At 70.2% G+C, this 26,820-nt stretch carries 29 protein-coding genes, 2 pseudogenes and 1 riboswitch; of the genes and pseudogenes, 10 read left to right on the plus strand and 21 right to left on the minus strand.

Annotated features, from left to right (window positions below; genetic code table 11):
* Positions 1–20: 20 nt before the first annotated feature.
* Together IF655_RS15840 and IF655_RS15845 are read right to left on the minus strand one after the other, a co-directional pair.
* Positions 21–299: a DUF4190 domain-containing protein gene (locus IF655_RS15840; protein ID WP_199585427.1), complete on the minus strand. Its 279-nt coding sequence runs from the start codon at positions 297–299 to the stop codon at positions 21–23.
* 32 nt (positions 300–331) lie between these two features.
* A complete protein-coding gene (locus IF655_RS15845) occupies positions 332–499 on the minus strand; it encodes a hypothetical protein (RefSeq protein WP_199585428.1) in 168 nt (55 codons plus the stop codon).
* Positions 500–618: 119 nt separating this feature from the next.
* Between IF655_RS15845 and IF655_RS15850 the strand changes: the two genes are divergently transcribed.
* Positions 619–1,245, plus strand: coding sequence for a TetR family transcriptional regulator (locus IF655_RS15850; RefSeq protein WP_199585429.1), 627 nt, complete (start codon positions 619–621; stop codon positions 1,243–1,245).
* Positions 1,246–1,261: 16 nt separating this feature from the next.
* On the opposite strand, the gene IF655_RS15855 is transcribed toward IF655_RS15850, so the two are convergent.
* Positions 1,262–2,236: a YafY family protein gene (locus tag IF655_RS15855; protein ID WP_199585430.1), complete on the minus strand. Its 975-nt coding sequence runs from the start codon at positions 2,234–2,236 to the stop codon at positions 1,262–1,264.
* Positions 2,237–2,365: 129 nt separating this feature from the next.
* On the opposite strand from IF655_RS15855, the gene IF655_RS15860 reads away from it, so the two are divergent.
* A complete protein-coding gene (locus tag IF655_RS15860) occupies positions 2,366–2,962 on the plus strand; it encodes a TIGR03086 family metal-binding protein (protein WP_199585431.1) in 597 nt (198 codons plus the stop codon).
* On the opposite strand, the gene IF655_RS15865 is transcribed toward IF655_RS15860, so the two are convergent.
* The 10 genes from IF655_RS15865 to IF655_RS15910 form a co-directional block, all read right to left on the minus strand.
* Complete coding sequence (locus IF655_RS15865; RefSeq protein WP_199585432.1) at positions 2,949–3,809, minus strand: thioesterase family protein; 861 nt, start codon at positions 3,807–3,809, stop codon at positions 2,949–2,951. The two genes, IF655_RS15860 and IF655_RS15865, sit on opposite strands and share 14 nt — an antisense overlap.
* 84 nt (positions 3,810–3,893) lie before the next feature.
* Positions 3,894–4,553: a trimeric intracellular cation channel family protein gene (locus IF655_RS15870; RefSeq protein ID WP_199585433.1), complete on the minus strand. Its 660-nt coding sequence runs from the start codon at positions 4,551–4,553 to the stop codon at positions 3,894–3,896.
* 113 nt (positions 4,554–4,666) lie between these two features.
* Positions 4,667–5,977, minus strand: a complete 1,311-nt coding sequence (locus IF655_RS15875; RefSeq protein WP_307814935.1) for a dipeptide ABC transporter ATP-binding protein — start codon at positions 5,975–5,977, stop codon at positions 4,667–4,669.
* The gene (locus tag IF655_RS15880; RefSeq protein ID WP_199585434.1) at positions 5,974–7,074 is read right to left on the minus strand and encodes an ABC transporter ATP-binding protein; all 1,101 of its coding nucleotides are present in this window, start codon (positions 7,072–7,074) and stop codon (positions 5,974–5,976) included. Before IF655_RS15880 ends, IF655_RS15875 begins: the two co-directional genes overlap by 4 nt.
* Positions 7,071–8,078 carry an ABC transporter permease gene (locus tag IF655_RS15885; protein WP_199585435.1) on the minus strand — a complete coding sequence of 336 codons (1,008 nt, stop codon included), beginning with the start codon at positions 8,076–8,078 and terminating at the stop codon, positions 7,071–7,073. Before IF655_RS15885 ends, IF655_RS15880 begins: the two co-directional genes overlap by 4 nt.
* A 71-nt stretch (positions 8,079–8,149) precedes the next feature.
* Complete coding sequence (locus IF655_RS15890) at positions 8,150–9,895, minus strand: ABC transporter substrate-binding protein (RefSeq protein WP_199585436.1); 1,746 nt, start codon at positions 9,893–9,895, stop codon at positions 8,150–8,152.
* Positions 9,896–9,951: 56 nt separating this feature from the next.
* Positions 9,952–10,950 carry an ABC transporter permease gene (locus IF655_RS15895; RefSeq protein ID WP_199585437.1) on the minus strand — a complete coding sequence of 333 codons (999 nt, stop codon included), beginning with the start codon at positions 10,948–10,950 and terminating at the stop codon, positions 9,952–9,954.
* Between the two features lie 353 nt (positions 10,951–11,303).
* Complete coding sequence (locus IF655_RS15900) at positions 11,304–12,122, minus strand: enhanced serine sensitivity protein SseB C-terminal domain-containing protein (RefSeq protein ID WP_199585438.1); 819 nt, start codon at positions 12,120–12,122, stop codon at positions 11,304–11,306.
* A gap of 111 nt (positions 12,123–12,233) precedes the next feature.
* Positions 12,234–13,025, minus strand: a complete 792-nt coding sequence (locus IF655_RS15905) for an enhanced serine sensitivity protein SseB (RefSeq protein WP_199585439.1) — start codon at positions 13,023–13,025, stop codon at positions 12,234–12,236.
* A 66-nt stretch (positions 13,026–13,091) separates the two neighbouring features.
* Positions 13,092–13,757 (minus strand): AAA family ATPase, encoded by a 666-nt coding sequence (locus IF655_RS15910; protein ID WP_199585440.1) that lies wholly within the window; start codon positions 13,755–13,757, stop codon positions 13,092–13,094.
* A 178-nt stretch (positions 13,758–13,935) separates the two neighbouring features.
* A riboswitch (glycine riboswitch) is annotated at positions 13,936–14,034 on the plus strand.
* Positions 14,035–14,187: 153 nt separating this feature from the next.
* Between IF655_RS15910 and gcvT the strand changes: the two genes are divergently transcribed.
* The 6 genes from gcvT (at position 14,188) to IF655_RS15940 (ending at position 19,293) form a co-directional block, all read left to right on the plus strand.
* A complete protein-coding gene (gcvT, locus tag IF655_RS15915) occupies positions 14,188–15,306 on the plus strand; it encodes a glycine cleavage system aminomethyltransferase GcvT (protein ID WP_199585441.1) in 1,119 nt (372 codons plus the stop codon).
* 150 nt (positions 15,307–15,456) lie between these two features.
* Positions 15,457–15,834 (plus strand): glycine cleavage system protein GcvH, encoded by a 378-nt coding sequence (gene gcvH / locus IF655_RS15920; protein ID WP_199585442.1) that lies wholly within the window; start codon positions 15,457–15,459, stop codon positions 15,832–15,834.
* Between the two features lie 14 nt (positions 15,835–15,848).
* On the plus strand, positions 15,849–17,117 hold the full coding sequence (gene glyA, locus IF655_RS15925; RefSeq protein WP_206775892.1) for a serine hydroxymethyltransferase: 1,269 nt from the start codon (positions 15,849–15,851) through the stop codon (positions 17,115–17,117).
* A gap of 102 nt (positions 17,118–17,219) precedes the next feature.
* Positions 17,220–18,587 (plus strand): L-serine ammonia-lyase, encoded by a 1,368-nt coding sequence (locus IF655_RS15930; protein WP_199585443.1) that lies wholly within the window; start codon positions 17,220–17,222, stop codon positions 18,585–18,587.
* Positions 18,588–18,631: 44 nt separating this feature from the next.
* Entirely contained in the window at positions 18,632–18,904 is a 273-nt protein-coding gene (locus IF655_RS15935) for a hypothetical protein (RefSeq protein WP_199585444.1), read from the plus strand.
* Positions 18,901–19,293: a type II toxin-antitoxin system VapC family toxin gene (locus IF655_RS15940; RefSeq protein WP_199585445.1), complete on the plus strand. Its 393-nt coding sequence runs from the start codon at positions 18,901–18,903 to the stop codon at positions 19,291–19,293. Before IF655_RS15935 ends, IF655_RS15940 begins: the two co-directional genes overlap by 4 nt.
* A gap of 21 nt (positions 19,294–19,314) precedes the next feature.
* On the opposite strand, the gene IF655_RS15945 is transcribed toward IF655_RS15940, so the two are convergent.
* A complete protein-coding gene (locus IF655_RS15945; protein ID WP_199585446.1) occupies positions 19,315–20,205 on the minus strand; it encodes a squalene/phytoene synthase family protein in 891 nt (296 codons plus the stop codon).
* Positions 20,202–20,588, minus strand: a pseudogene (locus IF655_RS15950) (alpha/beta hydrolase); the annotation flags it as partial. The gene IF655_RS15945 and the pseudogene IF655_RS15950, both read right to left, overlap by 4 nt.
* A gap of 54 nt (positions 20,589–20,642) precedes the next feature.
* On the opposite strand from IF655_RS15950, the pseudogene IF655_RS15955 reads away from it, so the two are divergent.
* Both IF655_RS15955 and IF655_RS15960 read left to right on the plus strand, forming a co-directional pair.
* Positions 20,643–21,065 (plus strand): annotated as a pseudogene (locus IF655_RS15955) (TetR family transcriptional regulator C-terminal domain-containing protein); the annotation flags it as partial.
* A gap of 65 nt (positions 21,066–21,130) precedes the next feature.
* Complete coding sequence (locus IF655_RS15960) at positions 21,131–21,691, plus strand: glycoside hydrolase family 25 protein (protein WP_199585447.1); 561 nt, start codon at positions 21,131–21,133, stop codon at positions 21,689–21,691.
* Between the two features lie 36 nt (positions 21,692–21,727).
* Here the strand turns inward: IF655_RS15960 and IF655_RS15965 are convergent, their stop codons facing one another.
* The 6 genes from IF655_RS15965 to IF655_RS15990 all read right to left on the minus strand — a co-directional run bounded on the left by IF655_RS15965 (position 21,728) and on the right by IF655_RS15990 (position 26,781).
* The gene (locus tag IF655_RS15965; protein ID WP_199585448.1) at positions 21,728–22,390 is read right to left on the minus strand and encodes an NADPH-dependent F420 reductase; all 663 of its coding nucleotides are present in this window, start codon (positions 22,388–22,390) and stop codon (positions 21,728–21,730) included.
* A gap of 189 nt (positions 22,391–22,579) precedes the next feature.
* Positions 22,580–22,792 carry an EF-hand domain-containing protein gene (locus IF655_RS15970; RefSeq protein WP_199585449.1) on the minus strand — a complete coding sequence of 71 codons (213 nt, stop codon included), beginning with the start codon at positions 22,790–22,792 and terminating at the stop codon, positions 22,580–22,582.
* Between the two features lie 61 nt (positions 22,793–22,853).
* The gene (locus IF655_RS15975; protein WP_199585450.1) at positions 22,854–23,765 is read right to left on the minus strand and encodes a MerR family transcriptional regulator; all 912 of its coding nucleotides are present in this window, start codon (positions 23,763–23,765) and stop codon (positions 22,854–22,856) included.
* Positions 23,766–23,835: 70 nt separating this feature from the next.
* Complete coding sequence (locus tag IF655_RS15980; RefSeq protein WP_307814936.1) at positions 23,836–24,339, minus strand: ATP-binding protein; 504 nt, start codon at positions 24,337–24,339, stop codon at positions 23,836–23,838.
* 361 nt (positions 24,340–24,700) lie between these two features.
* Complete coding sequence (locus tag IF655_RS15985; RefSeq protein ID WP_199585452.1) at positions 24,701–25,468, minus strand: enoyl-CoA hydratase/isomerase family protein; 768 nt, start codon at positions 25,466–25,468, stop codon at positions 24,701–24,703.
* 77 nt (positions 25,469–25,545) lie between these two features.
* A complete protein-coding gene (locus IF655_RS15990; RefSeq protein WP_199585453.1) occupies positions 25,546–26,781 on the minus strand; it encodes an Ig-like domain-containing protein in 1,236 nt (411 codons plus the stop codon).
* Positions 26,782–26,820: the final 39 nt, after the last annotated feature.

The following is a 26,820-nucleotide window of genomic DNA, read 5'->3' on the forward strand; positions in this document are numbered from 1 at the left end:
CCACAGGCTCACGCCGGGCGTCACAGGCTCCAGGACACCGTGTGGGACATCTGCATGGCGACGACCAGGACCACCAGGTCGGCCACGCCCAGCGCCATGCCGAGCCAGGCGCGCCCCGGGCGGGAGGTGCCGCGCCACAGGGCCACGGCGGCCAGCACGACGGAGACCGGGCCGAGGACGAGGTTGAGGGCGAGCAGCCCGAGAAGGCCGAGGACGAAGGAGGCCACCGCCATGCCGTCGGCGTCCCGGGTGCGCGGGGCTGCCTCGGCGGGTCGGACGGCCGGTGCGGTGAGTCGCATGGTGCTCAGCTCCTACGGATCGTGACGGACGGTCAGTCGGCGGAGTGGTGGCGCCTGCGGCCGTGGTACTCGCGGAGCGCGAAGACGCCGAGCCAGGCGGCGATGAGGACGGCGACGGCCGCGGTGACGGGCAGCGGCGCGTGGGCGACGGTGCCGAGGACGACACCGAGCAGCATCAGCGCGGCGACGAGGAACAGCATGGGATCAGATCCCCCCTCCGAGTCTGGGTGAACAGTTGTAGTAACAGTTGTTCACTGACACCGAGTCTAGCGCGCCGTACGACTTTTCAAATAGAGAGAACAGTTGTTAACTGGATGACATGAGTCACACGCTCGGCGCCCGGCAGGCCCAGAAGCAGCGGACCCGTCAGGCGTTCCTGGACGCGGCGCTCACCCTGCTGGAGGAGCAGAGCCTGAGCAGTCTGGGGCTGCGCGAGGTGACCCGGGCCGTCGGTGTGGCGCCGACCGCCTTCTACCGGCACTTCCGCTCCACCGCCGACCTCGGTGTCGCCCTGGTCGGCGAGGCGCTCGGCAGCCTGCACCCGATGGTGCGCCCGACGGTCGCCGCCGGGGACGACAGCGAGGAACGCATCCGCCGCGCCGTCGAGTTGATCGCCCACCACGTGGACACCTATCCCGCGCACGTCCGCTTCATCGCACGCGAGCGGCACGGCGGGGTGAAGGCGGTGCGCGAGGCGATCCAGGCCGAACTGGCGCGGTTCGCCGAGGAGGTGGGCGCCGAACTGGCCACCGACGAGCAGACGGAGGGCTGGGCCGACGCCGATGTGCTGATGCTCGCCCACCTCTATGTGGACCAGATGCTCATCACCGCCTCCCTGTTCCTGGAGTCCCAGGACGGACCGCCCGGCGAGCGCGAGCGCGTGGCACGGCTCGCCACCCAGCAGTTGCGGCTCATCTCCCGGGGCAGCAGGCACTGGCTGGACTGAAGAGGCTCAACTCCTCCTACAGCGAGACCTGTTCGCCGTACAGCTCCAGCACGGAGCGCGCGCCGCGCAGGAGTTCGTCCCGCGCCTCGGGCGGGTCCAGGATCTGCACCTGGTCGGAGAAGCCCAGGAGTTGGCGCACCGCACGCAGCACCGGATAGGTCAGCCGGGCGGTGACCCACTCCTCCTCCCCCGCGTCCGGCGGGAGTTCGGCGAGCTGCGCTCCCGCGATGCGCCGGAAGAGGTCCAGGCGTTCACGGCGCACCCGCACGGTCACGTCGATCGCGCCGTCCGGACGGTCCTCCACCTGACGGCGCAACACCTCCCAGACATCGGCCAGTTCGACGCCCGTCCGGCGCCGCACGGGGTCGTCGAGGAGGCGGGCGGCGGCCACCCGGTCCGCGCGGAAGAGCCGCGGGGTGGCACGCCGGTCCGCGACCAGGTACCAGACGCCCGCCTTGGCGACCAGCCCGTAGGGGTCCACCGTGTAGGTGCGCGGCTCCCGCTGCCCGCTGTGCCGGTAGCGCAGCCGCAGCCGCCGGTCGCGGAACACCGCCTCGCGCAGCACCTCCAGATCGAGCGCCGCCCGCGGTCCGCCGCGCCAGCGCGTGGCGTCGACCAGGACGCGGCGGCTGGCCAGTTCGGCGGCGGGGCGGTGCGGTTCGGGCAGCGCGGCCATCACCTTGCGCAGCGCCGAGCCGAGGGCGGCGTCCAGACCGAGCGCCGCGTGCGCGCCCTCGGCGGCCAGGATGAACAGCGCGCGGGACTCGTCGGCGGTGAGCCCGGTGACGTCCGTACGGAAGCCCGCGAGCAGCGCGATGCCGCCGTGCCGCCCGCGCTCGGCGTACACCGGGACCCCGGCGGCGGACAGCGCCTCCACGTCCCGGTACACCGTGCGCACCGACACCTCCAGACGGGCGGCGAGTTCCCGCGCGGGCACCCGCCCCCGGGTCTGGAGGAGCAGCAGGATCGACAGCAGCCGGTCGGACTTCACGTGCCCAGGATTGCGCCGACCGGGGGACGCGCACAAATGTTGACGGAATCTGTCAGGTTTTCCGCCGATGCTCGCTCCACCGGCTCACGCGCCCCCGATCCAGGGGCCGATCAACGGAGAGGCACCACCATGACCACCACCGACTTCACCGACCCGCGCCCCGTCTACCACCGCGCCAGCGAGCAGGCGGCGCGCCTGATCTCGGCGGTACGGCCCGATCAGCTCGCCCTGCCCACGGCGTGTACCGAGTTCGACGTGCGCGGGCTGCTGGAGCACGTCGTCAACGGCACCCGGGGCATCGCGGCGATCCCCGGCGGCGCGGCACCCGCACCCGGCGGACGCGCCGCCGGAGAGGTCTCCGACGACGGCTGGGGCGCCGCCTACGACGAGGTCCGCACCCTCATGCTGAAGGCGTGGGACGACGACGAACTCATGACGCGGGCGGTCCGGGTGCCGTGGGGCGAGGTCCCCGGTCACGCGGCTCTCGCGGGCTATGTGATGGAGATCGTCGCCCACACCTGGGACCTGTCCGACGCGCTCGGCCACCCCTTCCCGCTCGACCCGGAGGTGGGCGCGTTCGCGCTCGCGGTGGCCGAGCGGCAGCTCCCGGAGTCGCGCCCGCGCGAGGTGCTGCCGTTCGGTGAGCGCCGCGACGCCCCGGAGGGCGCCGACGCCTACGGGCGGCTCGCGGCGTGGCTGGGGCGTACGCCGGTCAGCCGAGCCTGACGCGGGCGAGCTGGCGGGACTGGGCGACGAGCCGGTCCTCGCTGTCCCAGACCTCGGCGTCCTCCTCCAGGAAGCCTCCGGCCAGGTTGCGGGTGGTGATCGACACCCGCAGCGGGCCGGAGGCGGGGCGCCTGCGGACGTGGACCGTCAGCTCCACGGTGGGCACCCAGCCGGTCAGCCCGATCTCGAACGCGGTCGGCGGCAGGGCGTCCACCGTGAGCAGCAGCGACAGCGGGTCGGCGTCGCGTCCGTCGGCGAGCCCGAACCAGGCGCGCATCTCGCCCTTGCCGGAGGGCGCGCCGAGCGCCCAGCCGAGGGTCGAGGGGTCCAGCTTGAGCATGAGCCGGTCGGTGATGGCCGAGCTGCCCTCGACCGGCGCCGGACCGTCCTCGGGACCGAGGCACCGCTCCAGCGGCGGGATCACGGGCGGGACGGCGGTGGTGCGCACGTCGTCGGGGAGGGCGCCGAGGTCGCCGTAGGAGGCGAGGACGCGGATGCGCTCCACCTCGTTGCCGTCGGCGTCGTACTGGAAGAGCGACGCCTGGCCGGTGGAGAGCGTGCGGCCGGTGCGCACGGTCTCGGTGCGCACGACGGCGGGACCCGGCTGGGACGCCGTCAGATAGTGCGCGGAGACCGTGAACGGGTCGGGGTGCGGCAGGGTGTCCGCGAGGGCCCGGCCGAGGACGGCCAGCAGATAGCCGCCGTTCACGGCGTTGATGATGGTCCAGCCCGCCGAGAGGTCGATGTCGTAGACCCCGGGCTCGCGCCGGACGACCGCGGTGTCGCGGTCGAACTCGCTGTCGCCGATCAGGGCCGCTGCGGCGGGTACGGAAGCTGCGTCTGGCATGGGTGAACCGTACAACAACACATTACTAAGCAGTAGCTTTTGGTGTTGCGGGGAGATGACAAGATCTTCGCGCGCACGGCTCCGCTACTCCTCCATGACCGTCGAGCGCCGGTTCCAGGCGCGCGGTGCCCGCCAGTGGTACTTCATCGCAAGCAGTCGCAGCACGAAGGCGGTGACGACGGCGACGCCGCTGGTGAGCGGGGTGAGCGCGTCGTAGCGGATGCAGAGGACCACCAGGGCGGCGCCCACCATCGCCGGGACCGCGTACAGGTCGCGGTCCCAGCGCAGCAGCGAGGGCACCTCGTTGGCGAGCACGTCGCGCAGCACACCGCCGCCGACGGCGGTGGCCAGACCCAGGGTCGCGGAGGCGGTGAGACCGAGCCCGTAGCTGTACGCCTTGGTCGTGCCGGTGACGCAGAAGAGACCGAGCCCCGCCGCGTCGAAGACGAGCACCGCGGACTGGATGCGCTCGACGTGCGGATGCAGGAAGAAGACCACCACGGCGGCGAGCAGCGGGGTCACGAAGTAGCCGAGGTCCGTGAAGGCGGCGGGCGGCACCGCCCCGATGATCAGATCGCGGATCAGCCCGCCGCCCAGCGCGGTCACCTCGGCGAGGACGGCGATGCCGAAGACGTCGAAGTTCTTCCGTACGGCCAGCAGGGCGCCGGAGATCGCGAACACGAAGATGCCGATGACATCCAGGGTGTGCTGTACGGAGGGACTGAAGAGTTGCTGGATCTGCACCCTGCCATTCTCACCTGACGCGGGGTGCGCGCCTTGCAAAGCCAGGCCCGGGCCGGAAACGCGAACGGCCGCCGCGAGTGCGGCGGCCGTCCGGTGTCACCGGTCGGAGCGGGTCACTTCCCGCTCTGCTCGGGGCTCCCGGGCTCGGACTCCGTCTCGGGTTCCGCCTTGGCGGCGGGCTTCTCGGCGGTCTTCGCCGGCGTCTCCGCCACGGTCTCGGCCGGGGTCTCCGTCTCGGTCGCCGACTCCGCCGCGACCTCCGCCGCCACCGCCGCCGACGTCTCCGCCGACTCCTCCAGGACCGTCTCCGGCACCAGCTCCGAGGCCGCCTTCGCCGCGGTCAGCAGGACCACGTCCTGCGGCGCCTGGTCGGCGAAGTTCTCCGGGTGGTGGCAGGCGACCCGCTGACCGGGACGCAGCTCCTTGAGCAGCGGCTCGGTCGTCTTGCAGATCTGCGTGGCCTTCCAGCACCGGGTGTGGAACCGGCAGCCCGACGGCGGCGCGATCGGCGAGGGCACGTCGCCGCGCAGCAGGATGCGCTCGCTCTTCTGCCCCCGGCGCTGGGTGTCCGGCACCGGCACCGCCGACATCAGCGCCTTGGTGTACGGGTGCATCGGCGACTCGTACAGCGAGTTGCGGTCCGCCAGCTCGACCATCTTGCCGAGGTACATCACCGCGATCCGGTCCGAGACGTGCCGGACGACGGACAGGTCGTGCGCGATGATCACGTACGTCAGACCCAGTTCCTGCTGGAGGTCGTCCATGAGGTTGACGACCTGGGCCTGGATCGACACGTCCAGCGCGGAGACCGGCTCGTCGGCGACGACCAGCTTCGGCTTGAGCGCGAGCGCGCGGGCGATGCCGATGCGCTGGCGCTGACCGCCGGAGAACTCGTGCGGGTAGCGGTTGTAGTGCTCGGGGCTCAGACCGACCAGCTCCAGGAGGCGCTGGACCTCCTTCTTCACCCCGCCCTCGGGCGTGACGTTCTGGAGCCGGAAGGGCGCCGAGACGATCGAGCCGATGGTGTGACGCGGGTTCAGGGAGCCGTACGGGTCCTGGAAGATCATCTGGATGTCGCGCCGCAGCGGCCGCATCCGTCCCGTGCTGAGCCGGGTGATGTCCTGGCCCTCGAAGGTGATCTTTCCGCCGGTCGGGTCCTGGAGCCGGGTGATGACCCGCCCCATGGTCGACTTGCCGCAGCCCGACTCGCCGACGACGCCCAGGGTCTCGCCCTTGCGCACCTCGAAGTCGATCCCGTCGACGGCCTTCACCGCGCCGACCTGGCGCTGGAGGATGCCCTTCTTGATCGGGAAGTGCTTGGTCAGGCCCTCGACCCGGAGCAGCACGTCGCTGTCCGCCGCCCCGTCCTCGGAGCCCGCCGGACGCGGGATCGCGGCCCCGCCGATTTTCTTGGTCTCAGTCACAGCTTCGGCGCAATCTCTTCGGTCCAGATCCGCTCGCGGTCCTCGGCCGAGAGGTGGCAGGCGGTCCAGTGCCGCCCGGCGTCCACCAGCTCCAGCTCGGGGCGCACGGTACGGGTGACGTTCCCCTTGGGGATGTCCGCGTACGGGCAGCGCGGGTTGAAGGCGCAGCCCGAGGGGATGTTGATGAGGCTCGGCGGCTGGCCCTTGACGGGGATGAGCCGCTCCTCGGTCACCCGGTCGATGCGCGGCATCGAGCCGAGCAGACCCCAGGTGTAGGGGTGCTGCGGCCGCTGGAAGATCTCGTCGACCGGACCGCGCTCCACGCACCGGCCGCCGTACATCACCAGCACGTCGTCCGCGATCTCCGCGACGACACCCAGGTCGTGGGTGATCATCATGACCGCGGAGCCGAACTCCTTCTGCAGGTCCCGGATCAGGTCCAGGATCTGCGCCTGCACGGTCACGTCGAGCGCGGTGGTCGGCTCGTCCGCGATGAGCAGCTCGGGGTTGTTGACCAGGGCCATGGCGATCATGGCGCGCTGGCGCATACCGCCGGAGAACTCGTGCGGGTAGCTGTCGACGCGCTTGCCGGGCTCGGGGATGCCCACGCGGTCCAGCATCTCGATGGCGCGGGTGCGGGCCACCTTCTTGCTGACCTTGTGGTGGACCCGGTACGCCTCCACGATCTGGTTGCCGATCGTGTAGTACGGGTGCATCGCGGACAGCGGGTCCTGGAAGATCATCGCCATCTCGCGGCCGCGGAGCTTGCGCACCTCGTCCGGGGAGGCGGAGACCAGTTCCTTGCCGGCGAGACGGATCTCGCCGGACATCTGGACGTTCTTGCCGCGCGCGCCGAGCCGGTGCAGACCCATGATCGCCAGCGAGGTCACCGACTTGCCGGAGCCGGACTCACCCACGACGGCGAGGGTCTTGCCCTTCTCCAGCGAGAAGGTGAGCCCGTCGACGGACTTGACGAGGCCGTCGTCGGTCGGGAAGTGCACCTTGAGGTCACGGACCTCCAGGAACGCCTGGGAGGTCTTGCCGGAGGAGCCGGAGGGCTCCTCCACGGCGGCGCCGGTCTTGGAAAGTTCGGTCACGAGAGCCTCACGCGCGGGTCGGCGGCCGCGTACACCACGTCCACCAGGAGATTTGCGATCACGACGAAGAAGGCGGCGAGCATGGTGACGCCGAGGATCTTGGGCAGGTCGTTGTCGGTGATGCCCTGCACCGCGTACTCGCCGATGCCGTGCAGCGAGAACACGTACTCGGTGATCACCGCACCGCCCAGGAGCAGACCGATGTCCATGCCGAACACGGTGATGATCGGCGTCAGGGCGGCCCGCAGACCGTGCCGGAAGACGACGCGCTGCTCACGCAGACCCTTGGCGCGCGCCGTGCGGATGAAGTCCTCGTTCATCGTCTCCAGCATGCCCGAACGGGTCAGGCGCGCGTAGATGGCCGAGTACAGCAGGGCCAGCGAACACCACGCCGGGAAGAGGGTGTTGGCCCACTGGCTGGGGTTCTCGGTGAACGGCACGTAGGTGTCACCGAAGATCGGCCAGGTGTCGACGAAGAGCAGGATCGCCAGGTTGCCCGTGAAGAACATGGGCAGGGAGACACCGGCGAGGGCGACGCCCATGAAGGTGCGGTCGAGGACTGAGCGGGGCTTCAGGGCGGAGACGACACCGGCGATCACACCGGAGACGAGCCACAGCACGGCCGCGCCGACGGCCAGCGAGAAGGTCACCGGAAGGCGGTCGACCAGCTCCGGCCAGACCGCCTGGTGGGTCTTGAAGGAGTAGCCGAAGCACGGTGCCGCACAGAGCACCGTGGTGGGACCGAGGTCGTAGGTCGCGCCGGACACGATCCCCTTGATGAAGTGCCAGTACTGGATGTAGACAGGCTGATCCAGACCGAGGTTGTGCTTGACCGCGGCGATGTCCGCCTTCGACGGGCTCTTGCCGATGTACTGCTGCGCCAGTTGGTCCGCTGTCTGGCCGGCGAGCCGTGGCAGCAGGAAGAAGATGGCGAAGGTGACCGCGGAGACGACCAGCAGCAGGATCACTGCCGCGAACGTCCGGCGGAGGATGTACGAGATCACGGGGACCGGCGCTGGTGCCCGCGGGCTGTAGACCCGCGGGCACCAATGCCTTCACCTGCCTTCCGGGGCTGCTACTTCTGGTTGGAGCCGATGTTGAGGTAGTCGTACTGACCGCTGAAGGCAGCAGTGGAGACCAGGTTGGTGTTGTTGTACGGGCGGGCCAGCAGGACCTTGAAGTACGTCAGCGGAACCAGGGCCGCGTCGTCCATGACCTTCTTGTCGATCTGCGCGTACAGGGCGTTGCGCGCGGAGTCGCCCTGGGTCGCGATGGACTGGCCGAGGAGCTTGTTGACGTCCTTGTTGTCGTACTGCGACAGGTTGGTGTTACCCGACTGGCTGATCGCCTTGCCGTTCAGGATCTGCTGCAGGAAGCCGTAGCCGGAGGGCCAGTCGGCACCCCACTGCATCATCATCAGGCCGATGTTCTGCTTCTTGGTGAACTTCGGCACGCCCGCGTAGTCGGTGAAGTACTTGCCCGACGGGTACTGCTTCAGGGAGGCGTTGATGCCCACCTTCTTCAGCGAGTTGATGATCGCGGTGGCCGCGTCCACCTCCTGCTGGCGGTCGGAACGCGCGGAGATGTTGGTGCTGATCTTCGTCTTGCCGCAGGCCTTGAGCTGCTCCTTGGCCTTGGCGGCGTCACCCTTGCTGCCGGTCGTCGCGTAGGCGTCGGCCTTCTGGTAGCCGGTGATGTCCGGGGGCAGGACGGTGGAGGCGATGTCACCGCGGATCGGGCCGCCCTCGGCGGTCTGCACCGACGCCTTGTCGACCGCGTACTCGACCGCCTTGCGGCACTCGAGCTTGTCGAACGGGGCGACCTTGGTGTTGATCGCCATGTAGACGAGACGGCCACCGTAGGTGTTGTCCGTGTTGGCCTTCTGGTCCGGGTCGGAGAGGACCTGGGCCTGGGTGGACGCCTGGACGCCGGTGCCGGCCAGCTCGATGGCCTTGCCCGCCTGGACGTCCTTGTCGATCGTCTCCGGGTTGACCTTCAGCTTGACGACGATCTGGTCCGGGAGCTGCTTGCGCAGCGGGTCCGTCTTGGCGTCCCAGTTCTTGTTGCGCACGAGGACGGCCTGCTTGCCCTCGTCGTAGCTCTTGAACTGGTAGGAGCCGGAGGAAACGATGTTCTTGACGTAGTCGACGCCGTTGTCCTTGGCCTTCGGCACCGGCGCGGTCTGCGGCGCGGCGACCAGGTAGTCGAACTCCTGGAACGCCTGCTTCAGGTGGAAGACGATCGTGGTGTCGTCCGGCGTGGCGATGGACGCGAGGCCCTTGTCGCTCTTGTCCTTGTAGGGACCCTTGTACTTGTCGCCGCCGGCCAGGTACTGCTGGAAGTAGTTCGGGCCGAGGGAGAGCACGTCACGCGCGAAGTTGGAGCGCTCGACGGCGTACTTGACGTCCTTCGAGGTGATCGGCGTGCCGTCCTGGTACTTCAGGCCCGAACGCAGCTTGTACGTCCAGGTCTTGCCGCCGTCGCTCGGGACACCCTTGCTCGCCGCGAGGTCGGGGACCAGGGTGTTGCCCTTCTCGCCCGGGGCGGGCTCGAAGGTCATGAGCGGGCGGGCCCACAGCCGGCTGAGGTTGTACATGTACGCGTAGTACGTGTTGCCGGGGTCGAACGAGTCCGGGACGTCGGACAGTTCGTAGGTGACCGTCCCGCCCTTCTTGTCCGAGGCGTTGACGACACCCTTGGTCGCGGCGTTGGCCGGGGCCGACTTGGCGTCGTTCTTGTTGGAATCGGCCTTGCTGCAGCCTGTGACGAACAGGCTCGCGGACCCGAGGACCGCGATAGCGGCCAGCGCTGACCTTCGCATAATGGGCGCTTTCCCCTTCAGAATCGGAAACTTGGTTGGGCTCTCCGCGGCAGACGTCAGCGGCTGCGCGGGTCGAGAGCGTCGCGGAGACCGTCGCCGAGCAGGTTGAACGCCAGGACAGTCACGAAGATGGCGAGACCGGGGACGATCATGTACTGCGGATCGACCTCGTAGAAGTTGACCGCGTCGCGGAGCATGCCGCCCCAGGACGCCTGCGGGGGCTGGATGCCGACGCCGAGGAAGCTCAGCGACGCCTCGAAGAGGATGTTGGTCGGGATGAGCAGCGTCGAGTAGACGATGATCGGGCCGACCAGGTTCGGCATCAGCTCGCGGAAGAGGATGTACGGGCCCTTGGCGCCCATGCCGCGCGAGGCGTCGACGAACTCGCGCTCGCGCAGGGCGAGGGTCTGGCCGCGCACGATGCGGCCCAGGTAGGGCCAGTTGAAGAAGCCGATGACGAAGATCAGCACGCTCAGGTGCAGCGGCAGGCCGGTGAGGCCGAAGGCGCCGCCCTGGAGGGTGGCCGAGATCGCGATGGCGAAGAGCAGCAGCGGGAAGGCGAGGAAGGTGTCCATCAGACGGCTGATGATCGAGTCCACGCGACCGCCGTAGAACCCGGCGACGACGCCGAGGATGGCGCCGATCACGTTGGAGAGGATCGTCGCGCCGAAGGCGACCACGAGGGACACCCAGGAGCCCTCGAGGATGCGGGTCGCGATGTCACGGCCGAACTTGGGGTCCACACCCAGCGGGTGCTCCAGGCTCATGCCACCCCAACCGCCCTTGGGCAGCGAGGTGTTGGCGTCGATCAGATCCTGGTGGAAGGCGTTGGGATCGAGGCCGAGGGCAGCCTGGATCGGACGCGCGAGCACCGCCAGCACGACCAGCAGGACGACGATGACCGCCCCGGCCACGGCGGCCTTGTCCTTCTTGAACCGCGTCCAGGCGATCTGTCCGAGAGAACGACCCTCGATCTTCCCCTTGCCGGCGCCGTCGAGCACAGCTTCCGGCTGTACTTCGGCTGCCGCCCCGGTGGTCTCGATCGGTGCGGTCACAGTGACCCGACCCCTCTCGCCGGTGGTGACCGGCCTGTGCCTGCCGCGGATTGCGGCTATGTCGACTTGCACTCGAACACAAGGTCTCCACCTCGTGTTCTATTCGGGAGTCTTCAGCGTCGTCGCGATCACCCGCCAGCCCTGACGGGGAAAGGATGCGCAACCGTGATCCACCGAAGGGGGTTTCCGTTACCGGATCCGCGGGTAACCATCTCCGAATGGTGGCCAGTTGGGACAGACTGGCAATTCCACGCGGTTGGGATGGAACGGCGCCGCAGCTCGGGCGCCTTGTCCTTCCGCTACGTAAACTTTGCTCGCGGAAAACCAAAGGCCCTCCGAGGAGGGCCTGTTGATCAGTAACCGCCGTGCACCGGTGGGTAGCCGTACCCGGCGGCGGGTGCCTGGGGGCGTACGGACGGCGGGAGTTGGGGCTGCGCGGCGACCGCGTGCGCCTCGCGGTCGTAGAACGGGCGCGCGTTGGCGCGCATCCACATCACGACCGGGTCGTAGTCGTCGGTCATCGCGACGGTCGAGACGGGCAGCCCGTCGGGGACCGCGCCGATGGACTGCTGCATCATCGCCCGCACCGAGTCGACCGCCGCCGGGGTCGTCTCGTACACGTCGAGACCGATGGCGAGGTACGGGGCGCCGAGCGCGGGCTGCACCCAGGCGCGGCGCAACGAGCGCAGGGCGGGGGTGCGGTGGGCGTTCTGCGCGAGCAGGGCGTAGAACGCCGGTACCTCGATGGCGGGTTCGGACATGCTGAGGGGACCCGCGGGCTGGCGGTCCAGCCCCGTGGCGATGCGGCGCAGGTCCAGCCAGGGGATGCCGACGCCGCCGCCGGGGGCGTGCGGGTTGAGCCAGAGACCGTAGTGGTCGGGGTAGAGGGTGCGGGCCACGTCGAGCCCCTCGGCCACCTCGTACGACCGGCTCCAGCCGCTGGCGGACAGCTCCTGCGCGGAGGTCACACAGGGGGCGTAGCCGAAGCCGTCGACCTCCATGGTCCCGTACTGCGCGTCCGGGGAGCCTGCCTGGCCGTGCCAGAGCAGCATCCAGATCTGCCCGGTCGAGGGGGTGGCGAGGGCGCGCAGCAGTGCCTCGTAGGCGTCGTAACGGCCGGGGGTGACCTGGCGGAGTGTGTGTTCGACGCCGGCGCTCGGGCTCGCGCTCACCTGTCTTACCGCCCCTTCGATTCTTGCCCCAGTGTGGAGGACAGCTTAAGCGGCGATCGCCGGGATCCCCATGACGGACTGTTTGCCGTACCGATGGCCAGTGCCGCGGCACTAGGTGCCGTACTGGTAGAAGGGGCGCACGTTCGTCTTCAGCCAGTCGCCCACCGGGTCCTGGGCCACGTCCAGGAGGACGAGGTTGACGGGCCAGGGCGCCGGGGACTGGGCGAGGGCGCGCTCCAGTGCCTCCAGCGGGCGGGCGCGCGAGTCGCCCTCCCACTGGGAGAGTTCGACGCCGATGAAGAGGACCGGGTCGGCGGTCTCGATGGCGGCGAGGCAGCGGCGGGCCGTGACGACGACGCCCGTGCCCGCGAACTCGGCGGAGGCGGCGGCGAGGAAGTCCACCGGGTCCTCCTGCCAGTCGGGCTCGAAGAGCCGGACCCGGGCGCCGCCCGCCGGACCGTCGAGCGCCGTGCGGTCGGCGCGGCACAGCTCGGCGACCGCCTCGGGGGGCAGCGGAACGCCCACCACGCCACCGGGGTTGAGCACGATGCCCGCCTGCGGCGGCAGCCCGCGCGCGAATTCCACCGCCGGGGCGACGGTGAAGGAGAGGTGGGCGCCCGGCGACTGGCGGAACTGTTCCTCGGAGCTGAAGACCGGGATGAACACCTGGCCCTCGATCTCCACGGAGGGCAGGTCGAGCGAACCGCTCTGCGGGCCACCGCCGTTGGGCAGCGGGATCCACACGAAGCTACGGGAGAGGACCTCGACGATCCGGGCGCCCGCCGAGGGCACGCCGAGGGAGGCGGAGAGCACCTCCTCCAACTCGTTGCCTGGCCACCCGCCGTGCGGGTGGGGGTGCGCCTGTGCCGGGAAGTCCGCGGGAAAGTCCGCCGGGAAGTCCATGTTCCTACCGCCTGCCGGGAAAACCATGCTGTGGTGCAGAAGGCTAACCGGTGCGGGCGGCGGACCTCACGCCGCGAAGTCGATCCGGCGCAGTCCGTCCGCCGCGGCGCGGTCCAGGAGCACCGCCGAGGCGACGCCCGGGGGCAGTTCGCCGCGCTCCACGGCGCGCAGCAGTCGCGCTGTGGTGTGCCGGTGGCGTCCGAAGGCGTAGCGGGAGACGCCCCGGCCGCGCTCGCGCTGGCCGCGGCGGGCGGCTTCGGCGTCGACGTCGAGCAGGACCAGATGGAGGGCGGCGCCCCGGCGCCGTGCCTCGTGGGCGAGCCAGGCGCGGACCCAGGACTGGGTGCCGCAGTCGTGCACGACGACGCCCTCGCCGGTGGCCAGCGCGCGGCGCAGCCCGGCGTAGTGGGCGAGGCGGACCAGGGGGCGGTAGAGCGCGTACGGCAGGGCGGGCAGGCGGCGCTGCCAGCGGTCGCGGGTGTCCTGGGAGTCGATGCGACGACCGGGGACGACGCGGTGCATGAGGGTGGACTTGCCGCTGCCGGGCAGCCCGGTGACGACCACGAGGTCCCGGGGACCGAAGCGCAGCGCGCGGGGTGTGCCTCCGGGGCGCTCGCGCAGGTCACGCACGAGGGGGGCGGGGCGGGCGGCGGCCCGGCGTTCCCGCGCCGGTGCGGAGGGCTGGCGCGGCACCGCCAGGCCGGTGGCGGCGTACGCCGGAGTCCTGTTCACCGAGATCGTCCTCCCCTTGGGTTCAGGTAATCCCTTGCCCATCGAATGTAAAGAGAAGGTAATGCGGGAAGTCGGTGGTTCCGTGTCCGTCCTGCCACGGTCCGGTCACAGGCGGCCGCCCCTTCAGCGGCGGCGATCGCCGTGCGATGATGTGGCCGCCAACTGCATACCGGCCGCTTGAATCCGCGCGGGAGAGTCCCTGGCAGTACGTCGCCGGGGCGCCGAAGGAGCAAGTCCCTCCCTTGAATCTCTCAGGCCCCGTTACCGCGCGGGCGAGGCACATCTGAAAAGCGGGCCGCTGCCGTCAGTGGCTCCACCCAAGGTGCAAACCGTGACCGTGCGGGTCATGGCGAACCTCTCAGGTTCCGATGACAGATGGGGAGGAACGTTCCTCGCCCCATCCCCCGTTGCCCTGGGAGACGACCGACCGATGAGCAGCACCGAACTCCGTCACACCGCGCTCGACGCCGTGCACCGCGCGCTCGGCGCCACCATGACCGACTTCGCCGGCTGGGACATGCCCCTGCGCTACGGCTCCGAGCGCGACGAGCACCTGGCGGTGCGCACCCGGGCGGGTCTCTTCGACCTCTCGCACATGGGCGAGATCACGGTGACCGGCCCCGACGCCGCCGCGCTGCTGAACTACGCGCTGGTCGGCGACATCGCCTCGGTGGGTCCCGGCCGCGCCCGCTACACCATGATCTGCCAGTCCGACGGCGGCATCCTGGACGACCTGATCGTCTACCGGCTCGGCGAGACCCATTACATGGTCGTGGCCAACGCCTCCAACGCCCAGGTCGTCCTCGACGCGCTGACCGAGCGCGCCGCGGGCTTCGACGCCGAGGTCCGCGACGACCGCGACGCCTACGCGCTGCTCGCCGTCCAGGGACCGGAGTCCCCCGCGATCCTCACGTCGCTCACCGACGCCGACCTGGACAACCTCAAGTACTACGCCGGGCTCCCCGGCACCGTCGCGGGCGTCCCCGCGCTGATCGCCCGCACCGGCTACACCGGCGAGGACGGCTTCGAACTGTTCGTGAAGCCGGAGCACGCGGTCGAGCTGTGGCAGGCGCTGACCAAGGCGGGCGAGGCGTCCGGGCTGGTCGCGTGCGGTCTGTCCTGCCGCGACACCCTGCGCCTTGAGGCGGGCATGCCGCTGTACGGGCACGAGCTGACCCGCGAGCTGACCCCGTTCGACGCCGGTCTCGGCCGGGTCGTGAAGTTCGGCAAGGACGGCGACTTCGTGGGCCGCGCCGCGCTCACGGAGGCGGCCGAGCGCGCCGAGCAGAACCCGCCGCGCGTCCTGGTCGGGCTGATCGCCGAGGGCCGCCGGGTGCCGCGCGCCGGGTACGCCGTCGTCGCGGGCGGCGAGGTGATCGGCGAGGTCACCTCCGGCGCCCCCTCCCCCACCCTGGGCAGCCCCATCGCCATCGCCTACGTGGACGCGGCGCACGCGGCGCCCGGCACCGAGGGCGTCGGCGTGGACATCCGGGGCAGCCACGAGCCGTACCGGGTCGTGGCGCTGCCGTTCTACAAGCGCCAGAAGTAGCCCCCGCCGGGCAGGACCGGAAGCGGTCACCCGCCCGGAGCGCCGCCGGTACCACCCCGGCGTGAGCCTGCGCACATTTTCCCCGCTCATCAGCGGTTTACGTCCCCTTCGTCCGTCCAGCACGCCCTCGCGTACAGGAGAATTCAGGTCATGAGCAACCCGCAGAAGCTGAGCTACACCAAGGAGCACGAGTGGCTCTCGGACGCCGAGGACGGCGTCTCGACGGTCGGCATCACCGAGCACGCGGCCAACGCGCTCGGCGACGTGGTCTTCGTCCAGCTCCCCGAGGTCGGCGACGCCGTGACCGCGGGCGAGTCCTGTGGCGAGCTGGAGTCCACCAAGTCGGTCTCTGAGCTGTACTCGCCGGTCACCGGTGAGATCACGGAGATCAACCAGGACGTCGTCGACGACCCCGCCCTGGTGAACTCCGCGCCCTTCGAGGGCGGCTGGCTGTTCAAGGTGCGCGCCGCGGAGCAGCCCGAGGAGCTGCTCTCCGCCGACGAGTACACCGCCTACACCGCAGGCTGAGGAGCCGGAGCCGTATGACTGACGTCCTGAACACGCCCCTGCACGAGCTGGACCCCGAGGTCGCCGCCGCGGTCGACGCCGAGCTGCGCCGTCAGCAGTCCACCCTCGAGATGATCGCCTCCGAGAACTTCGCGCCGCTCGCGGTGATGGAGGCGCAGGGCTCCGTCCTGACCAACAAGTATGCCGAGGGCTACCCGGGCCGCCGCTACTACGGTGGCTGCGAGCACGTGGACGTGGCCGAGCAGATCGCCATCGACCGGGTGAAGGAGCTGTTCGGCGCCGAGTACGCCAACGTCCAGCCGCACTCGGGCGCCTCCGCGAACCAGGCGGCGCTGTTCGCGCTGGCCCAGCCCGGGGACACGATCCTGGGTCTGGACCTCGCGCACGGCGGCCACCTCACCCACGGGATGCGGCTGAACTTCTCCGGCAAGCAGTTCAACGTGGTCGCGTACCACGTGGACGAGGAGACCGGTCTGGTCGACATGGCCGAGGTCGAGCGCCTCGCCAAGGAGCACAGCCCGAAGGTGATCATCGCGGGCTGGTCGGCGTACCCCCGTCAGCTCGACTTCGCGGAGTTCCGCCGGATCGCGGACGAGACCGGTGCCCACCTGTGGGTCGACATGGCGCACTTCGCCGGTCTGGTCGCGGCGGGACTGCACCCGAACCCGGTCGCGTACGCGGACGTGGTGACCTCCACCACGCACAAGACGCTCGGCGGTCCGCGCGGCGGCATCATCCTCGCGAAGAAGGACTTCGCCAAGAAGCTGAACTCCTCGGTCTTCCCCGGTTTCCAGGGCGGTCCGCTGGAGCACGTGATCGCGGCGAAGGCGGTCTCCTTCAAGGTCGCCGCCTCGGAGGACTTCCGTGAGCGCCAGCAGCGTACGGTGGAGGGTGCGCGCATCCTCGCCGAGCGGCTGACCGCGCCGGACGCCCGCGCGGCCGGGGTGAACGTGCTCTCCGGCGGCACCGACGTGCACCTGATCCTGGTGGATCTGCGTGAGTCGGAGCTGGACGGGCAGCAGGCGGAGGACCGCCTCCACGAGGTGGGCATCACGGTCAACCGCAACGCGGTCCCGAACGACCCGCGTCCGCCGATGGTGACCTCCGGTCTCCGGATCGGCACGCCCGCCCTCGCGACCCGCGGCTTCACCGCCGAGGACTTCGCCGAGGTCGCGGACGTGATCGCGGAGACGCTGAAGCCGTCGTACGACGTCGAAGCGCTCGCCGCCCGCGTGCGGGCGCTGGCCGACAAGCACCCGCTGTACCCCACGCTGGGCGAGTAGTACCCCGAAGTTCACCTGGGTGCCCCGCCCACCGTCCCGTGGGCGGGGCACCCGTGGTCTGTCAGCATCACTTTTGTACTTGTTCGTCATTGAGGAGTCACCGTGGCCGTCTCGGTCTTCGACCTGTTCTCGATCGGCATCGGCCCGTCCAGCTCCCACACCGTGGGCCCGATGCGCGCGGCGCGCATGTTCGCCCGCCGTCTGCGCAACGAGGGTCTGCTGGACTCCGTCGCCGCCGTGCGCTGCGAGCTGTACGGCTCGCTCGGCGCGACCGGCCACGGCCACGGCACCCCGAAGGCGGTGCTGCTCGGTCTGGAGGGCGCCTCCCCGCGCACGGTGGACGTGGAGGGCGCGGACGAGCGGGTGGAGCAGATCAAGGCGGCGAGCCGTCTCCGTCTGCTCGGCGAGCGCGAGATCCCGTTCTCCTTCGACGACGACCTGGTCCTGCACCGCCGCAAAGCCCTGCCGTACCACGCCAACGGCATGACCCTGTGGGCGTACGACGCCTCGGGCGCCGAGCTGCTCACCAAGACGTACTACTCGGTCGGCGGCGGCTTCGTCGTGGACGAGGAGGCGGTGGGCGCGGACCGCATCGTGCTGGACGACACGGTGCTGAAGTACCCCTTCCGCACGGGCGACGAGCTGCTGCGCCTGACCAAGGAGACGGGTCTGTCGATCTCCTCCCTGATGCTGGAGAACGAGCGCGCCTGGCGCACGGAGGAGGAGATCCGCGAGGGTCTGCTGGAGATCTGGCAGGTCATGCGGGCGTGCGTCCAGCGGGGCATGTCCCGCGAGGGCATCCTCCCGGGCGGTCTGCGGGTCCGCCGCCGCGCCGCCGTCTCCGCCCGCCAGTTGCGCGCCGAGGGCAACCCGCTCGCGCACGCCATGGAGTGGATCACCCTCTACGCGATGGCGGTCAACGAGGAGAACGCGGCGGGTGGGCGTGTGGTCACCGCCCCCACCAACGGCGCGGCCGGCATCATCCCGGCGGTGCTGCACTACTACGTCAACTTCGTCCCCGGCGCCGACGAGGAGGGCGTGATCCGCTTCCTCCTGGCGGCGGGCGCGATCGGCATGCTCTTCAAGGAGAACGCCTCCATCTCCGGCGCCGAGGTCGGCTGCCAGGGCGAGGTCGGCTCCGCCTGCTCCATGGCGGCGGGCGCGCTGGCCGAGGTCCTCGGCGGCTCCCCCGAGCAGGTCGAGAACGCCGCCGAGATCGGCATGGAACACAACCTCGGCCTCACCTGCGACCCCGTCGGCGGTCTGGTACAGATCCCCTGCATCGAACGCAATGGCATGGCCGCGGTGAAGGCGGTCACCGCCGCCAAGATGGCCATGCGCGGCGACGGCGCCCACATGGTCTCCCTCGACAAGGTCATCAAGACGATGAAGGAGACGGGGGCGGACATGAGCGTGAAGTACAAGGAGACGGCTCGGGGCGGGCTGGCGGTGAACATCATCGAGTGCTGAGGGGAAACACAGCTTAATAACAAGACTCTTGTTAAGCTGGCCGCATGGCTACCTCCCCGGCACCCGGCGAAGGTCCCGTCCGGCCGGTCTCTGTCTCCCTGCACGAGGGCACCATCGCCGCGCTCAAGGCCCGTACCGGCAAGCGCGGCATGTCGGCCTACGTCGAAGCCCTCATCCAGCGCCAGTTGGAGCGCGACCGGCTGCGCGAACTCATCGACGACGCGGAAGCCGAGCACGGGCCCGTGGACCAGGCAGCGGTCGAAGCGAAGCGAGCCGTGCTGCGCGGGGACAACGCGGGCTCGGCGGACGCCGCGTGAGCGGCACGCTCGTCCTGGACTGCGAGGGTCTGTCCCACCTCGTGCGGCGCACACCCGAGCTCACCGAGTGGCTGGCCGCGGCGGAGGCTGAGGACATCCGCGTCGTCACGAGCTCCGTCACCCTCGTGGAAGCGCGTGACCCCAGGACCAGCCAGGCGCGCTTCGACTACGCGGTGTCGCGCGTCAACATCGTCCCGCCCACCGAAGCCGTCGCCCGCCACGCGAGCAAGCTGCTTGCCGCGGCCGGGCTGCACGGCCACAAGTACGCCCTCGACGCGATCGTGGCCGCCACCGCACTCGACTCGCCCTCCCCCGTGACCGTGCTGACGTCGGACCCCGAGGATCTCCGCATGCTGTGCGGTCCCCGTGTCCGCGTGATCAAAATCTGACCATGGCCGCCGGGGCGTGTGTCAGCGTCCCCGCAGCAACAGCCCCAGCATCCGCAGGCGGGACGGGGACGCCGAGCCGTTCAGGATGTCGGCGCCGCGCTTCGACACCGCGTCGGCGGTGAGGAGTTCGACCTCGACCAGGGTGCTCAGCAGGCGGCGGTGCGGGGGCGGCGCCAGGAGGGGCAGGTTCCTTGCCTTCTCCAACGACGTGCGGGCGAGGGTGACTTCGTGGTCGACCAGGGCGCGCAGGGCAGAGGGGTCGGGGTCCTTCGTCAGGTCGTCCACCGTGAGGGAGAAGCGGGTCAGGGTGTCCGTCGGGATGCCGGGGCGTCCCTCGCGCAGGTCCTCCGCCAAGTCGTTGACGAAGTCCAGGCGTTGGGCGCCCTCGATGAACGTCCGGCAGGCGGCTCGGAAGGAGGGGGTGGTGTCGTCCTGGGGGCCAAGGAGGGTGCCGATGAGCATGAAGGCGGGGACGGAGTAGGCGTCGAGGTACGACTGGTAGTCGGACTCCGTCTCGAAGCCCGTGAAGGTCAACTCCGCCGGTGCGGTGGCCAGATAGGTCTCCGCCGTCTCCCTCATGCGGGGGTACGCGGTGATGGTGTGCGCCAGCGTGCGGATCAGGGGGTCGTCACTGTCGCCGGTGTCCAGCGCCTTGCGCACCCGTTCCTCCCAGGCGGCCCAGGCACGCTCCCGTTCGGGCAGCGGACCGGTGTCCAGGAGGTTGTCGCCGTGTTCCATCACGGCCGTCGCCGCGAGGACGTGGGGCAGGACCCGGCGGGGCAGCAGCCAGCGGGCGGCCAGGTAGGCGGTGGAGCGGGAGTGCTTCACCAACTCCCGCTGTGCGCCGTAGTCCTCACGTAATCCGGCGTCCCGGATGTCCGCCGCGTCCAGGCTCTTCGTCCATGTGCTCATCGGTCCGATCGTAGAGCGGTGGCGGAGTCGGTGTCGTCCATGAAGCTCAGCATCCGGGCGTTGAGCAGGTCGGGGTGGTCCATCTGCGGCACATGCCCGGTGGCGGCGACGATCTCGGCGCGGGCGCCGGGGATCAGGCGGGGCACCCGCTCCGCCTGCCGCCGGGGGTGGACGAGCAGGCTGCGCCTGCCCATGACCAGGTAGAACGGCGTGCGGATCGAGCCCAGTTCCGCGTCCGACAGCGGCAGCGGGGCGGGGCGGCGCATCCGGAAGGCACGCGCGCGCAGTTGGGCCATCGTGCGCAGTTCGGGGACGACGAGCACCGGCTGGTCCAGCCAGGCGGCGAGCCGGGGGCGCAGCGCCTTGGGGGCGAAGGTCGCGAAGTGTAGACCACGAGGAGCGGCGGACCCAGATCGCCGAGGCGCTCGTCCGGGTGGCCGGGACCACGTGCGACCGTCGAGGCCATCCTCCTGTCGTCCCTGCCGACCGACGAGGAGAGCCGCGTCTTCCACCTGCTCTACACCTCGTACGCGATCCTGTCGGTGACCGACGAGGCGCTGGCCGCGCAGCCGTTCATCGACAACCCGGACTCCGCCGAGGACGTCCTGACCGCCCTGCTCCGGCAGGCGCAGGAGGACGGTCTTGCCGACCCCGGGGCGGACGCCCGTACGGAGGCGATCGGGCTGCTCGCCATGGCGGCCGGTCTGGGCACCGGCGTCCTCGTCGGCCAGCGGGGTCCCGAATCGGCGGCGGAGGTACTGCGTCACCACCTGGACCGGATCTTCACCGCCCCGGCGAAGTCCGAGGCCAGGGGCGGGAAACGGCACCCGGAGCACGGATCGACTGTGTCCGCGCGCTGACAACCGGCGCCGCCACAAAGGGAGTCCCATGTTCCGACTGCCCCTCTCGGGGGCACAACCTCTTCATGCTCCATGGGATCGACGTCAGCGCCTACCAGTCCTCGTCGTACGACACCGACGGGCTCTCCTTCGCCTTCATCAAGGCGACGGAAGGCCGGTCGTACGTCAACTCCAGACTCGCGGCCCAGACGAAGACCGCGCGGGACGCCGGTCTGGTCGTGGGCTTCTACCACTTCCTGTGGCCCGGCAATCTCACCGATCAGGCCGAGTACTTCGTGGCGAAGGCGCCGGACAAGCCCGGGGACATCCTGGCCGTCGACTGGGAGACCACCGGCGACGGCACCCACGCCAGCAACGCGGAGAAGGACGCGTTCATCCGCAAGCTGAAGCAACTGCGCCCGAAGAACCGGGTCGTGCTCTACACGAACCGCAACTTCTGGCTGAACGTGGACACGACCTCGTACGCCGGTGACGGACTGTGGATCGCCGACTATGTGAGCGCGGGCAAGCCGCGCATCAAGGCGAAGTGGCGGTTCCACCAGTACACCAGCGAGCCGCTCGACAAGGACGTGGCCGACTTCTCCAGCAAGGCCGCCCTGGTGGCCTGGGCGCACCTCAGCTCGTAGGAGGCACCGGGCGGCGTTGCCGGGTTCCGTCGGGGGTCAGCCCTTGAACTCCGCCGGGCGCTCCGGGGAAGCCGCCGCCAGCGCCGCGCGGACCGCGTCCACGCCCTCGCGCAGACCGTAGACCGGGGTGGCGGGCTGCTGGCGCCAGGAGTCGTCGATGCCGCCCGCGTCGACGGTGTCGAAGCCGAGTGCGTCGATGAGCGCGCGGACCTTCGTCTTGGCTGCCTCGTCGTCCCCGGCGACCGGGAGGGCCAGGCGGTCCGGGTCGCCGGCGGGGCGGGGGCGGTCCAGGATGTCCTGGGCGTAGGTGCCGTTGAACGCCTTGACGACGGGGCGTCCGAGGTGGCGCTCGGTCCAGCGGCTCTCGGTGATGCCCTCGTCCTCGATGCCCGCGATCCGGCCGTCGCGCTCACGCGGGTAGTAGTTGTTGGTGTCGATCACGGCGGCTCCCTCGGCGGCGCCGTCGAGCAGCCCTGCGGGCAGGTCCGGGACCGCCTTCAGCGGGACGGTGACCACGACGACCTCGGCGCCGTTCGCCGCCTCCTCGGCCCGTACGGGTGTCGCGCCGGTCTCCTCGGCCAGCGCCTTGAGCGTCTCGGGACCGCGCGAGTTGGCCACGGACACGTCGTGACCGAGGGCGGTGAGCCGCCGGGTGAGGTTGCCGCCGATGTTGCCCGCGCCGATGATGCCGATCTTCATGAAAACCTCTCAGGGTTCATGCATGTGCATTCTTCTGCCGTGGGCGACAACCGTGGGGCGGGGCGGGCTATTCCGGCGGGTACGGCGAACAGGTGACAGCCGCAGGGCGCGGGGCGTCGGGGGTCAGGCGTCGGGCGTCGGAGCGCGAAAAAGGGGCACCCCGGCAGGGCGCCCCTTCCCGCACACGTGTCACTTGGCCAGGTAGGCCCAGAACTCGTCGAACGACAGGACCTTGTCGCCGTTGAGGTCGCGGGTCTTGATGATGGCCGCCGCCACCGTCTCGGTCACGTTCCAGTCGCCCTGCTGAGCGAGGGCGCTCTTGAACTCCGACGCGGTGATGAACCCGTCACCGTCCGCGTCGATCCGCTGGAACTGCTTGCGTGCTTCCTCGATGTCGGCCACCGATCCGCCCCTTTTTATCTCGTGTGTGCGCTGCCGTACCGGCATACTGACGCTGGTCAGATTAACCGTCCGTACGCGCCCGCAGTGCGGCGACCACCCACCCGAAGTCCTCCTCGTGGTCGAAGACGGGCGTTCCCTTCAGGACGCCGAGCAGTCTGCGGTACCGCGCGAGCCGGGGATTGTGCGAGGCGAGCATCCGCTCAAGGACCTTGTCCCGGTCGGTGTCGCCGAGCAGCTCCCGCAGCACCGTCTCCGCCTCGGGGGACGCCGGATCGATGCCCTTCTCCCGTGCGGCGCCCGCGAGTTGGACCAGCCGACGGGCGAACCACATGGACGCGCCGGGCGGTGCGCCCTGCCCCCGGTCGGCGGCGTTGAACTCCGCCGCCCTCCGCATCTGCGCCCGGAACTCCGGGTCCTGGACCAGTTCCGCCAACTCCACCCACGCGTCCACCTGTTCGGGGGTGGGGTCGTCCGGCAGGTTCATCGCGCTGTTCCGCATCCGGGTGCGGATCTCGGGGTCCGCCGTGTCGAGTCCGTGGAACATCTCCTCCACGAACTCCTCCATGATCCGCCGCCGTTCGGCTGCCGACAGCCGGGCCAGTCTGTTCATCAGGGTCGTCTCCTCCGCGCTCGAGCCACGTCTCGCGACGGACGACAGCACCGCGCGGGTCACCTTCAGCGAGCTGATCTGCGCGTCCAGCGCCACCACATGGGCGGCGGCGACCTCCGCCACCGTCCGCTCCCCGGCCAGGACCTGCCGCACGTCCGCGAGACCGAGCCCCAGTTCGCGCAGCGTCCGGATCAGCTCCAGCCGGGCCACCGAAGCGGCGTCGTAGAGCCGGTAACCGCCACTGGAGCGGGTCACCGGAGGAAGGGCGCCCTCGTCGGACCAGTACCGGATGGTGCGGACGGTCAGACCGGTCGCCCGCGCCAGATCGCCGATGGTGAGAAAGCCCGTGCCGTCGTCGTTCACGCAGCCGAGTCTGCGGTCTCCACCCGCTGGAGACTCAAGCGGGCGCGGGGAGGACTGCCGACGGACCTGCTCAGCGGTCCGCCAGGCGCATCTCGAACCACGTGGTCTTGCCGCGGGGGAGGAGGTCCACGCCCCAGCGGTCGGAGAGTTTGTCGACGAGGAAGAGACCGCGGCCGCTGACGTCCAGTTCGCGGACGGGGAGGAGGCAGGGGAGGGCGCGGGAGGGGTCGCGTACCTCGACGCGGATCGAGCCGCGCCGTCGGCGCATGCGGAGTCCGAAGACGCGGGCGCCGGTGTGCCGTACGGCGTTGCCCACGAGTTCGGAGACGAGTAAGACCGTGTCCTCGGTCATCTTGGGGCTCAGCCCCCAGTGCCGCAGCACGACGACCTGGACGAGCCGGCGGGCGGTGGCGGCGGACTCGGGGCGGGACGGAAGCCGGACCTCCGCCTCGACCGGGTTGCCGAACAGCTCCAGCGCCTTGAGCGCCCGTTCGTCCTCGACCGCGGGCGACCAGCGCGCCGCGGCCGCACGGCTGTGTCCCCGTGGCTGTTCGATGCCCTCCAGCCCCGCCATGCCCCCATGATGGCCGTCATCGAGCGGCTCCGGGGGCGTTCCGGTGGAATACGCCCCCTGTACGCCCCTGGTGCGCTCCATGCGCTTGTCATATGCCAACGGCACGACAGACTCGGCGGAGGCGCCTCCGACCTGCGGAGACGGCTCGGTTCCTGGCAAGCGAAGGGCTCCCCTCGGCGAGGCAGGCTTAAGGTGGGGTTAAGGCTCCCATAAACCGCTGCACCGAGGGGACCGAATCAGACGACGCGTCAATTGCAAGGGCCAAGAGGGCATTTGGCCCGGAACTTCGGCCCTGCCGGGGATCGCTCCGAAGCGTTCACCCGACGCTCGCGTTCACCCGACGCTCACGTTCACCCGGTACTCAGAGGAACTTGGCCTTGCCCGGTCCCTCCTCCACGAAGCTGCGCATCCCCCGCTCGCGGTCCTCGGTGGCGAACAGCCCGGCGAACCAGTTGCGTTCCATCGCGAGCCCGGTGTCGAGGTCGGTCTCCAGACCGGTGTCGATCGACTCCTTGGCCGCGCGCAGCGCGACCGCCGGACCCTGGGCGAGCCGGGCGGCCCAGGCGTGTGCCTGCTCGTACACCTCGGCGGCGGGGACGACCCGGTCCACCAGTCCGAGGGAAAGCGCCTCGTCCGCCTTCACCATGCGACCGGTGAAGATGAGGTCCTTCGCCCTGGACGGTCCGATCAGCCGGGGCAGCCGCTGGGTGCCGCCCGCGCCCGGGATGAGTCCGAGCAGGATCTCGGGCTGGCCGAGCTTGGCGTCGTCGGCGGCGATGCGGTAGTCGGCGCACAGCGCCAGCTCGCAGCCGCCGCCCAGCGCGTACCCGGTGACGGCGGCGACGACGGGCTTGGGGATGCGGGCGACGGCGGTGAAGGCGTCCTGGAGCGCGCGGGCCCGGCGGACCATGCCCAGATGGTCCATCGCCTGCATCTCCTTGATGTCCGCCCCGGCGGCGAACACCCGCTCCCCGCCGTAGATCACCACGGCGCGCACGTCGTCGCGGCGCGTGGCCTCCTCGGCGAGTTCCTTCAGCCGGTCCTGGGTGGCGATGTCCAGCGCGTTCATCGGCGGCCGGTCGAGCCGCAGCGTGCCGACGCCCTCGGAGACTTCGAGATTCACGGTCATGCTCAGCAGGTTAACGTCCGCTAACGACGAGGGGCCCGGTGCCGTGTGTCACAGCGCCGGGCCCGTCTCGTGGGGTCCTACTTCTTCCAGTCCGCCCAGCTCATGTTCCAGCCGTTGAGGCCGTTGTCCGGGGAGACCGTGCGGTCGTGGGAGTGCTTGACGACGACCACGTCACCGACCATGGAGTGGTTGAAGAACCAGGCCGCCGGAACGCCCTTGTCGTAGCCGCCCTTGACGTCGCGCAGACCGACGCAGCCGTGGCTGGCGTTGTAGTTGCCGAACGCGCCGCCGCCCCAGTAGTTGCCGTGGATGAAGGTGCCGGAGTCGGTGAGGCGGATGGCGTGCGGCACGTCCTTGATGTCGTACTCGCCGCCGTAGCCCACGGTCTCGCCGTTCATGCGGGTCACGCTGAGCTTCTCGGTCATGACCATCTGGCCGTTCCAGGTGTCGTACCCGGGCTTGCCGGTCGTCACCGGGATGGTCCGGACGGTCTTGCCGTCCTGGGTGACCTTCATGGTGTGCTTGCTCGCGTCCACGTAGGAGACCTGGTTGCGGCCTATCGTGAACTTCACCGTCTTGTGCTGCTTGCCGTAGACCCCGTCGCGGCCCTCGACGCCGTCCAGGTCGAGGTCGACGGTGACCTTGGTGCCGGACTTCCAGTACTTCTCGGGGCGGAAGTCGATGCGGTCGTTGCCGAACCAGTGGCCCTCGACGTCGACGGCCGGCTCGGTCTTGATGTGTATGGCCTTCTCGACCGCCGCCGGGTCGGTGATGCCCCGGGTGAAGCGGACCGAGAACGGCATCCCGACGCCGACCGTGGAGCCGTCCTCGGGGGTGAAGTAGCCGACGAAGGTGTTCTTCGGCGTGAGCGTCGTGAAGGAGGAGTCCTCGGCCGCCTCACGACCCCGGGAGTCCTCGGCGACGGCGTGCACCGTGTACTTGGTGCTCGCGGACAGATGAGCCGAGGGGGTCCAGGTGGCTCCGCCGTCGGTCATCTTGCCGTCGACCTCGGTGCCCTTGGCGTCCTTGACGACGACCTTGGTCAGCCGCCCCTTGGCGACCTCGACCTTCAGTGCCCCGCTGGTGTTCACGCTCTTCGCCCCGGACTTGGGCGAGATGCTGACGGCCGCGACCGACTGCTTCTCCTGCTGGGCGGACGAGCCGCCCTTTCCGTCCTTGGACCCGCTCCCGGCGTCGCCTCCGCCGCCGCACGCGGCGAGCGACAGCACCAGCGCGCCCGCCATCAGCGCGAGTCCACCACGACCTTTGCGCCGGCTCCCCGCCGAAGCCCCCGATATCGGCCGCACGTTCAAGTCGGTCTCCCCTCCGTGGCCTGGCTCAAACAGGCCCGC

This window comes from Streptomyces sp. DSM 110735 (assembly GCF_016482685.1).
Lineage (GTDB): Bacteria > Actinomycetota > Actinomycetes > Streptomycetales > Streptomycetaceae > Streptomyces.